The sequence below is a fragment of the Pseudescherichia vulneris genome (genome assembly GCF_902164725.1).
Lineage (GTDB): Bacteria > Pseudomonadota > Gammaproteobacteria > Enterobacterales > Enterobacteriaceae > Pseudescherichia > Pseudescherichia vulneris.
In genome coordinates, this window is sequence record NZ_LR607338.1 from 1,237,018 (window position 1) to 1,241,601 (window position 4,584).

Below are 4,584 nucleotides of genomic sequence, written 5' to 3' on the forward strand. Positions count from 1 at the left end.
CTGGGAAGCGCCCACGGAGCCACACATCCGGCAGGTCTCTTTTACTTACCAGCTTGCTCGCATGCGTTCGCGCACAAGGGCTGAACTGCGGCGATTGTCAGCACCCAAGCGGCTTTTCAGCGTAGGATCCTGTCGAGCGTCGTTAATGGCCTGTTGCAGGGCGGTTTTCACCAGGGCCAGATCGTGTTCTGAGGGGGCGTCCGGATTGCTGATATCCAGCAGGTTTTCCAGCAGTCCCAGCGTGGCGTAGTTGCTGATGTCGTAGGCCATCGGCGGAATGGTTGCCGCCAGTTTTTCCAGCGCGTCAACGGTACGTAAAGTAATACGCGCCGCGGACTCTTTACCCATCGCGTGGATCAGTACGCCTTTATCATTGAATGCGATCAGGCGGTTTGCCTGGTAGCCATGCGCCAGAAACGCACCGGACATCGCTTTACCGACGATAAGGCCAATCACCGGATGGCCTGCGAGACGCGCATTGGCATAGGCCGCTGCCGCACCCGCCAGCGCCTGATGGATACCAAAACCCTCTTCGCGGCGGCCATAGGCCTGGCTTGCCACGTCAATCACCGCCACAATCGGGCGCTTCACGGCGTTATTGGCATCGGCAGCGATGGTTTCGCTCACCACTTTTGCCAGGGTCCAGCCTTCCAGCAGACCCACTTCACCTTTAGTGGCACGCGGATAGTGGTTATTCGCATCTGGTACAACCGCGATAAAGCGCATGGCTTCACCATTCAGTTCACCATCAGCAGCCTGTACCGATGGGCACAGCCCTTCCAGACGTTTGGCGTTTGGCACCAGGGTTTCCAGCCATAATTCGCCGCGGCTTATTGAATGACTCATTATTTATCCTCCCGGGCAAAGAGTGCTTTAATTTGTTCTGCATCCGCCTGTTTTGCGGTATCGAAATGGCTCAGGCGATCCAGATACCAGGCGTAGTTATCGGTACGGTGTTTTTCCGGTACGCCTTTGGCGATGAACTCATTCATTGCGCCTTTTACAGCATTCACACCGTCGCCAACCAGCGCATCGACAAGTCCGCTCTGATAGCGTACTTCGCCGCCGGTCATGCTCCAGATAAACGGCCGGTCGCGGGAGTCGTACTCTTCAATCCCCGCCTCTTGTTCGATAACCTGCGGACCGTTCAGACCGAGGCGCGCCTCGCGGGTGACGATCAGGTAGCTGCACAGCGCGGCAGCAATCGACATCCCGCCGAAGCAGCCCACGGTACCCGCCACGATGCCAATAACCGGCGTATAACGACGCAGATCGACAATCGCTGCATGGATATCGGCAATCGCCGCCAGGCCGAGGTTGGCCTCTTGTAAACGTACCCCGCCGGTCTCCAGACACAGCACGGCTTGGGTAGGAATGCCGTTGCGGTTATCTTCCGCCGCCAGCTCCAACGCCGCGGCCATCTTCGCCCCGGAGACCTCGCCCATGCTGCCACCCTGGAAGGTGCCTTCGATAGCCACCACTACGGCGGGTTGGCCGTTAATGGTGCCTTTAGCCACCACCATGCCGTCGTCAGCCTGCGGTACGATGCCCTGCGGTCCCAGCCACGGTGAGATGATGCCTTCAAACGGATCCAGCAGTTCGCGATAGCTGCCCTCATCCAGCAGGGTACGAGCACGCTCACGCGCTTTTAATTCGATAAAGCTGCGGTCATCACGCATGGCTCACCTCCTCAAAGACCTGTTCGATACGAATGCGGGCCACGCCGGGCGTAGCGCCAAAATCGTGGATCACCAGCTTGCCGGCGGGCAGGCTGCCTACCAGGGTGAGTCGGTTAAACAGCGCTTCCCAGCGTCCACGGCTGTTGTCCACGGAGGTGGTAATATCAATAGTCAGCGTCTCGCCCGGCGCGGCGGTGAATAACACCTCCATATCACCGGAGCCAACAACGCCTGCCAGCGCTTTGCCGCTTAGCGTGCGGCTGGCGGGCACAGAGATTGTGATCTGTTCCATAACATCCTCTTAATGCTTTAAATAGGGCGATTCGACACGGTCGAGAAACAGAGTGGCAGCGAGCAGATCCGCTGCGCCACCCGGCGAGGCGTTGAGCATCAGCATCTGGCGATCTAATCTTGCCAGCGCCTGCTGCCCTGCCAGCTGCGCGGCACCGCCCGCGTTGAGTACGGCTCGGGCACCGAACTGCATGGCCTCAAGCCCCTCCATCCCGGCACGGGACAGTACACAGGTGTCGGTCAGCGAGGTCATAATGGCCATCAGGGCATCAAGCCTGGCGTGCGTTTCGTTACAGCCATTCAGTCGGCTCTGCCGCAGCTGCGGCAGGGCATACTGCATGATGTGCGGAAACGCCTGCTGGGCCTCTTCACGTGCACCCGGCACACGATAGCGGTGGGTTGCACGCAGCCCTTTACTAAAGACCTTTGGGGCAGCGTCATCCGGCAGCTTTGCCAGATCGGCGGCAGTGCGGGTAACCGTCTGCGCGTTGCCTTCGCCACCAAGCATCGCCACCGCGCTGACCAGCAGCCCCAACGCCCAAATCGCGCCCCGGTGGGTATTGACGCCATGGGTGGCTGCCATCATCTGCTGCTCGCCTTCGCGGCCGAGTCGTCCAATCGTTTGTCTAAGCGCAATGTCCGCTGGCCGCTGCCAGCTCTGCTGCGCCAGGGCATGAAACGTCGGGGTCAGGCTGCGCGCCGAGCGCTCCATCAGCGCTAACGACAGGTCGTGATGCGCGCCGTTTCCCCGGCTGTCCACAAGTCCGGGCTTCGGGCTAAGTCGTGCTTCGTCAATCAGACACTGGGTGGCGGTATGCGCCAGCCATTCGGCACCGCCCTGAGCCTGAATCTGTGGCAGATGTTTCATTACCAGCTCCGGAATTTTGCAGGTGGGTTATAGAGACCGTCAGACCACTCCACCAGATCCGACACGCTACCGGCGGCCAGCAGCGAACGGGTGGCGTCGGTGCGGCGGATGCCGATATCTTCCGGATAAACCACTTTGCCGCTGCGGCGCAGGTCGGCGACGCGTTTCGCGTCAACGCCAAGGCCAATATCGGTGATCCCAGCAACGGCGGCGACCATCGCCCGACGCTCTTCCATGTTTTCGGCACGGTAGAGGTAAGCGATACCTTCTTCGGTCAGGACGTGGGTCACGTCATCGCCATAAATCATGACTGGAGCCAGCGGCATGCCAGACGCTTTTGCCACGTCGACAGCATCGAGTTTTTCCACAAAGGTCGGTTTTGAACCTGCCTGGAACGTTTCGACCATCTGCACCACCAGTTTTTTACCGCGCTGCATCGGATCGGGTTCGGTGATCATGTTGAGCCACGCCGGGGTGGCATGGCGACGACCGTGTGGATCGTGGCCCATGTTTGGCGCCCCGCCGAAACCGGACAGGCGACCACGCGTCACCGTTGAGGAGTTGGCATAGCCATCAACCTGCAGGGTCGAACCGATGAACATATCGACCGCATACTGCCCCGCCAGCTGGCAGAAGGCGCGGTTAGAGCGCATCGAGCCGTCGGCCCCGGTAAAGAAAATATCCGGACGGGCGCGGATGTACTCTTCCATCCCCAGTTCGCCACCGAAGCAGTGCACGCTCTCTACCCAGCCGCTTTCGATCGCCGGGATCAGCGTCGGATGCGGGTTCAGGGTCCAGTGCTTACAGATTTTGCCTTTCAGGCCGAGCTGTTCGCCGTAGGTGGGCAGCAGCAGCTCAATGGCGGCGGTGTTGAAACCGATACCATGGTTCAGCGACTGCACCTGGTGCTCTGCATAGATACCTTTGATTGCCATCATCGCCATCAGGATGTGTTCCTGTTTGATGAGGCGCGGGTCGCGGGTAAACAGCGGTTCGATAAAGAACGGTTTGTCCGCTACCACCACGTAGTCGATCCACGATCCGGGAATGTCGACACGCGGCAAATCGCATTCGTCATCCACCAGCTCGTTCACCTGCGCGATGACGATACCGTCGCGGAATGCCGCGGCTTCAACCAGCGCTGGCGTATCTTCGGTACTCGGCCCGGTATAGAGGTTACCTTTGCGGTCGGCCTTGTAACCGGCAATCAGCGCCACGTTCGGCGACAGGTCAACATAAAGTCGGGAATAGAGTTCGATGTAGGTGTGGATCGCACCGATTTCCAGCTGGCCGTCTTCCAGCAGTTGCGAAATGCGCAGGCTTTGCGTACCAGAGAAAGAGAAATCCAGCTTGCGGGCAATGCCCTTTTCAAAGATGTCGAGGTGTTCGCTGCGACCAACGCTTGGCATGATCATATGCAGATCGTGCACTTTCTGCGGGCTGACTTGTGCAAGGGAGCGGGAAAGAAAATCCGCCTGTTTTTGGTTGTTGCCTTCCAGCACCACTTTGTCGCCGGGTGCAATGAGTTTTTCCAGCATGGCGACCAGGTCGTCGGTCGGCAGCACTTTGCCTTCTACCGGGACAGAAGCCAGACGACGCTGTTTCTCAGTGCGTCGTGTGTTCCAGACCCGTGCAGGCGTTTGCCCAGATAACATTATTAACCTCCTGATTCAGCAATCGTTTTGATTTGCTTAACACTGCGGTAAGTGTGCGCCTTGATGATAAAACCATCAATTAAGCCCTGTG

General features: G+C 58.9%; 5 protein-coding genes. All 5 read right to left on the minus strand.

The window, feature by feature from the left end; all coding sequences use genetic code 11:
• Positions 1-45 precede the first annotated feature (45 nt).
• From mdcE to mdcA, 5 genes are read right to left on the minus strand one after another with little or no spacing between them, the layout of a single operon-like run.
• On the minus strand, positions 46-846 hold the full coding sequence (gene mdcE, locus FN633_RS05085) for a biotin-independent malonate decarboxylase subunit gamma (protein WP_154056963.1): 801 nt from the start codon (positions 844-846) through the stop codon (positions 46-48).
• A complete protein-coding gene (locus tag FN633_RS05090) occupies positions 846-1,679 on the minus strand; it encodes a biotin-independent malonate decarboxylase subunit beta (RefSeq protein WP_154056964.1) in 834 nt (277 codons plus the stop codon). The genes mdcE and FN633_RS05090 overlap by 1 nt, the downstream gene beginning before the upstream one ends.
• A complete protein-coding gene (mdcC, locus tag FN633_RS05095; protein WP_042393066.1) occupies positions 1,672-1,971 on the minus strand; it encodes a malonate decarboxylase acyl carrier protein in 300 nt (99 codons plus the stop codon). Before mdcC ends, FN633_RS05090 begins: the two co-directional genes overlap by 8 nt.
• A 9-nt stretch (positions 1,972-1,980) precedes the next feature.
• Entirely contained in the window at positions 1,981-2,838 is an 858-nt protein-coding gene (locus FN633_RS05100; RefSeq protein ID WP_154056965.1) for a triphosphoribosyl-dephospho-CoA synthase, read from the minus strand.
• Positions 2,838-4,493: a malonate decarboxylase subunit alpha gene (gene mdcA, locus FN633_RS05105; RefSeq protein ID WP_042393068.1), complete on the minus strand. Its 1,656-nt coding sequence runs from the start codon at positions 4,491-4,493 to the stop codon at positions 2,838-2,840. Before mdcA ends, FN633_RS05100 begins: the two co-directional genes overlap by 1 nt.
• Between the last annotated feature and the right edge of the window lie 91 nt (positions 4,494-4,584).